Source organism: Oleiphilus sp. HI0066 (assembly GCF_001635725.1).
Genome location: NZ_LWFH01001237.1, coordinates 1 through 740, shown reverse-complemented (window position 1 = coordinate 740; position 740 = coordinate 1). Strand labels below are relative to the sequence as shown.

Genomic DNA, 740 nt, shown 5'->3' with positions numbered 1-740 from the left:
AGCCTGAAAGATCGATAGCTTCTTTCGCTTTCTCTCTTAAAAATGGAATACGAGAAACTTCTTCGTTAAACACGCGTGCTGTGTACAGTCCGATGAAACGTCTCTCACCGATGACTTCTCCATCGTCATTAAAACGCTTTACTACTATGTAATCCGGGTATGCAGGACGATGAACGCGGGCGCGTCGGGAGGACTTCGCAAACAAGAGTATGTCGGGTCGCAAAATATGCTCTGCAACTGATTCTGGTATTTCTGCCAAATCCAAATTTTCTTGCGTCCGATGCGCGTGCTTAAGAATGCCTAATGCAGAATCATCGTTTCGAACCAGTAGTGATTTAGTCTTAGTTTTTTTGAGGTCATACTCGATATACCCCAAAAAGCTAAAGCGGTTATCAGATAGCCAAGATAAAAAGGCAGTCGCTTCTAATAGTTCTTTCTCCGTAGCGCGGGAGTGACCTTTTTCTTTCCAGCTATCTGTTATGGCAGTGACTCGCCCAAGCATTTCGTCGTAGTCATCTACTGCATCGGCAACTTCACTCAAAACGGATTCAAGCTCCGCCTTTAAGCTAGTCAATTCTTCTTGACTGTTAACCCGATCAACCTCAATAACCATTAACGCTTCAACATTGCATTTAGGACTTGATGAGGCGTTATCAATCGCTTTTAAAGAGCCCTTGTCATCACGTGTTGTATGCAAAATGGTATGTTGAATGCCTTGCACTCGCAGATTCTTATCAGCA

At 43.6% G+C, this 740-nt stretch carries 1 pseudogene; it reads right to left on the bottom strand.

What is annotated here, in order from left to right:
- A pseudogene (locus A3738_RS17835) lies at positions 1-721 on the bottom strand (NAD-glutamate dehydrogenase domain-containing protein); the annotation flags it as partial.
- Positions 722-740 lie beyond the last annotated feature (19 nt).